The 3,379-nt window shown below is 69.5% G+C and carries 4 protein-coding genes; 2 read left to right on the forward strand and 2 right to left on the reverse strand.

From position 1 onward, the window contains the following. On the reverse strand, positions 1 to 1,006 hold a 1,006-nt coding region (locus R6V09_RS49160), incomplete at its 3' end, for an APC family permease (protein ID WP_317887935.1). 98 nt (positions 1,007 to 1,104) lie between these two features. Here R6V09_RS49160 and R6V09_RS49165 point away from each other — a divergent pair. Further along, positions 1,105 to 2,130 (forward strand): 4-hydroxy-3-methylbut-2-enyl diphosphate reductase, encoded by a 1,026-nt coding sequence (locus R6V09_RS49165; protein ID WP_317887936.1) that lies wholly within the window; start codon positions 1,105 to 1,107, stop codon positions 2,128 to 2,130. Positions 2,131 to 2,159: 29 nt separating this feature from the next. Beyond that, the gene (gene ppgK / locus R6V09_RS49170; protein ID WP_317887937.1) at positions 2,160 to 2,906 is read left to right on the forward strand and encodes a polyphosphate--glucose phosphotransferase; all 747 of its coding nucleotides are present in this window, start codon (positions 2,160 to 2,162) and stop codon (positions 2,904 to 2,906) included. 19 nt (positions 2,907 to 2,925) lie between these two features. Here ppgK and R6V09_RS49175 read toward each other — a convergent pair. Then, the coding region (locus R6V09_RS49175; RefSeq protein ID WP_317887938.1) for a DUF6542 domain-containing protein at positions 2,926 to 3,379 on the reverse strand (454 nt) is incomplete at its 5' end.

A 3,379-nucleotide genomic window follows, 5' to 3' on the forward strand; every position in this document is an offset into this window, starting at 1 on the left:
GCGGCAGCCGTCGGTCGCGGGCCATCGCGAACACCAGGCGCCCTGCCGCGGCCTGCCCGACGAGCGCCGCGAAGGCCGCGCCGATCGCCTTGCTGACGGCCACCAGGTTGTGCAGCCAGTTCCCCACCGACACGTCGACCGCGTCGTAGAACGCCGATCCCTGCTTCCCGGCGTCGGCGGCGAGCTGTGCGGATGTCGTCGGCTCCAGGAGGGCGACCAGGTACGTCTGGGCGATGAACAGCACACCGGCCAGGGCGAGGCAGAACAGCAGTGCCCTGGCGACCTTCTCGGAGCCGCCGGTGACCTCCTCCGCGAAGGTGGCGACCGCGTCGAAGCCCAGGTAGGAGAGCACGGCGACGGAGACCGCGCCGATCACCGCCGACAGGGCGAACGCGCCCTGTGTGCCGTCTCCGGAGAGTGGTGACAGCCAGCCTCGTTCGGCGCCGTCGCGCGCGAGGACGACGATCGCCGACACGACGAAGACGACGAGGACGACGATCTCCATCGCGAGGACCAGGAAGCCCACGCGCGCGGCGGCCCGCACCCCCCAGAGGTTGAGGCAGGTCGTGAGGACGACCGCCAGTGCGGTCCACACCCACCGGGAGACGTCCGGGACCAGCGCGTTCATGGCGATCCCGGAGAAGAGATAGGCGACCGCGGGGATCAGGACGTAGTCCAGCATCGCCATCCAGCCGGCGATGAACCCGGCCTCCCTGCCGAGCGCCACGCGCGCGTAGGCGAACACCGAGCCCGCCTGGGGGACGACCCGCACCATCTGCGCGTAGCTGAAAGCGGTGAACGCCATCGCGACGGTCGCCACGACGTAGACCAGCGCGACCGCGCCGTGCGACTTGGCGTCCAGCGTGCCGAACACGCCGACCGGCGCCATGGGGGCGATGAACAGCAGCCCGTAGACGACGAGATCACGGAAACCGAGGCTGCGCCGCAGCTGAGGCCCCTCGCCGGCTGTGGTCGGCGTATCCGTACCCATGCCTGTGTCCGTCATCTGGCGTCTCCCGTACGTCGTGCCCGGCCCCACCCCTCCCCCTCCACCGCCAGTCTCTCCAACGGCGCGATCTTTGACCCGTCGAGCGCGGCCTTACGATGGGACGCATGACTGCTTCGTCTGGCCGCCGTGTCCTGCTCGCCGCCCCCCGGGGCTACTGCGCGGGTGTGGACCGCGCCGTGATCGCCGTCGAGAAAGCCCTGGAGCAGTACGGGGCTCCGATCTATGTCCGGCACGAGATCGTGCACAACAAGTACGTCGTCCAGACCCTGGAGAAGAAGGGCGCCGTCTTCGTCGAGCGGACCGAGGAGGTCCCCGAGGGGAACATCGTGATGTTCTCCGCGCACGGCGTCGCGCCCGTCGTCCACGACGAGGCCAAGCAGGGCCGGCTCGCCACCATCGACGCGACCTGCCCCCTGGTGACCAAGGTCCACAAGGAAGCCGTCCGTTTCGCGAACGAGGACTTCGACATCCTCCTCATCGGGCACGAGGGCCACGAGGAGGTCATCGGCACCTCCGGCGAGGCTCCCGACCACATCACCCTGGTCGACGGCCCGTCCGACGTCTCCAAGGTCGAGGTGCGCGACCCCTCCAGGGTGGTCTGGCTCTCCCAGACGACCCTCTCCGTGGACGAGACCATGGAGACCGTCGACGCCCTGAAGGAGAAGTTCCCGCAGCTCATCTCCCCGCCCAGCGACGACATCTGCTACGCCACGCAGAACCGTCAGCTCGCCGTGAAGCAGATGGGCGAGGAGGCCGACCTGGTGATCGTGGTCGGCTCGAAGAACTCCTCCAACTCGATTCGGCTCGTCGAGGTCGCCAAGCTTTCCGGCGCCGACGCGGCGTACCTCGTGGACTTCGCCGACGAGATCGAGGAGGCCTGGCTGGAGGGCGTGACCACGGTCGGCGTGACCTCGGGCGCCTCCGTGCCGGAGATCCTGGTCGAACAGGTGTTGGAATGGCTGTCCGCGCGCGGCTACGAGGACGTCGAGCTGGTCAAGGCGGCCGAGGAGTCCATCACGTTCTCGCTGCCCAAGGAACTCCGCCGTGACCTGCGCGAAGAGGCGGCGGCACTGGTCGCCGAGCGCACCGGCCCGGACCGTACGGCACCCTCCGGGCAGTGACTGTCAGTCGTTCGTCGTAGCGTGGATCCATGCAGATCTTCGGCGTGGACATCGGTGGATCCGGGATCAAGGGCGCCCCTGTGGACCTGGACAAGGGCGAATTGACCCAAGAGCGGTGCAAAGTGCTGACCCCGCACCCGGCGACGCCGGACGGGGTGGCCGACGGCGTGAAGGAAGTCGTCGACCACTTCGGCTGGACGGGACCGGTCGGGCTCACATTTCCGGGCGTGGTCACCGGCGGTGCCACGATCCGTACGGCGGCGAACGTCGACAAGAGCTGGATCGACACGGACGCGGGCGCGCTGTTCAGCGACAGGCTGGGCGGCCTCCCGGTGACCGTCGTCAACGACGCGGACGCGGCGGGCGTCGCCGAGATGCACTTCGGCGCCGGCCAGGACCGCAAGGGCACGGTGATCCTGCTGACCTTCGGCACGGGCATCGGCAGCGCCCTGTTCGTCAACGGCGTCCTGGTTCCCAACACGGAGCTGGGCCACCTTGAGCTGAACGGCCACGACGCCGAGAAGAAGGCGTCCAGCAAGGCCAAGGAGGACGGCGAGCTGACGTGGGAGCACTGGGCCGGCCGCGTCCAGAAGTACCTCGCCCACGTCGAGATGCTGTTCTCGCCCGAGCTGTTCATCATCGGCGGCGGAGTCAGCCGCAAGGCCGACAAGTTCCTGCACTTCATCGAGGGCATCAAGGCCGAGATCGTCCCGGCGCAGTTGCAGAACAACGCGGGGATCGTGGGGGCGGCGATGCACGCGGCGGGGGACGACTAGGAGGACCTACCCCCAGCCCTCACCCCCGTCGGCGCCGGTTCACCAGTTGGATTCTGCGGATCGTCGCGATGAGGCCCGCGACGAGCGTTCCGCCGTAGAGCCAGCCGGCCTGGGTGGCGAGGCCGGTGACCAGGCCCATCAGGCGGTTGCCCAGGCCGCCGCTGCCGTCGGCCACCGGGAACAGGCCCACGGCGAAGGCGATCGGCACGACGACCGGCGCGATCAGCAGGTCCCCCCGCCGGATCCAGACCGCCGTCAGCACGCACACCGGCAGGAACAGCACGCCGTACACGGTCAGCGACGCCCCGAACAGCAGCTGGTCGAGGCACCCGAGGGCGACCATCACGGCCGTGCAGAACAGACCGCCGCCGAGCCCGGTGAGCCGGGGGTTCGGCAACGGCCGTACGGACTGGGGCGTCGTCTGGCCGGGGCGTCGTACGGACGACGGACGGCGTTGCGCGGTGCCGCGTGCC

The organism is Streptomyces sp. W16, assembly GCF_033194735.1.
In the GTDB taxonomy this organism is placed as follows: Bacteria; Actinomycetota; Actinomycetes; order Streptomycetales; family Streptomycetaceae; genus Streptomyces.

Coding starts and splice junctions, on each gene's coding strand:
- R6V09_RS49165 (WP_317887936.1), top strand. CDS start 1,105: ATGGGACGCATGACTGCTTCGTCTGGCCGCCGTGTCCTGCTCGCCGCC.
- ppgK (WP_317887937.1), top strand. CDS start 2,160: ATGCAGATCTTCGGCGTGGACATCGGTGGATCCGGGATCAAGGGCGCC.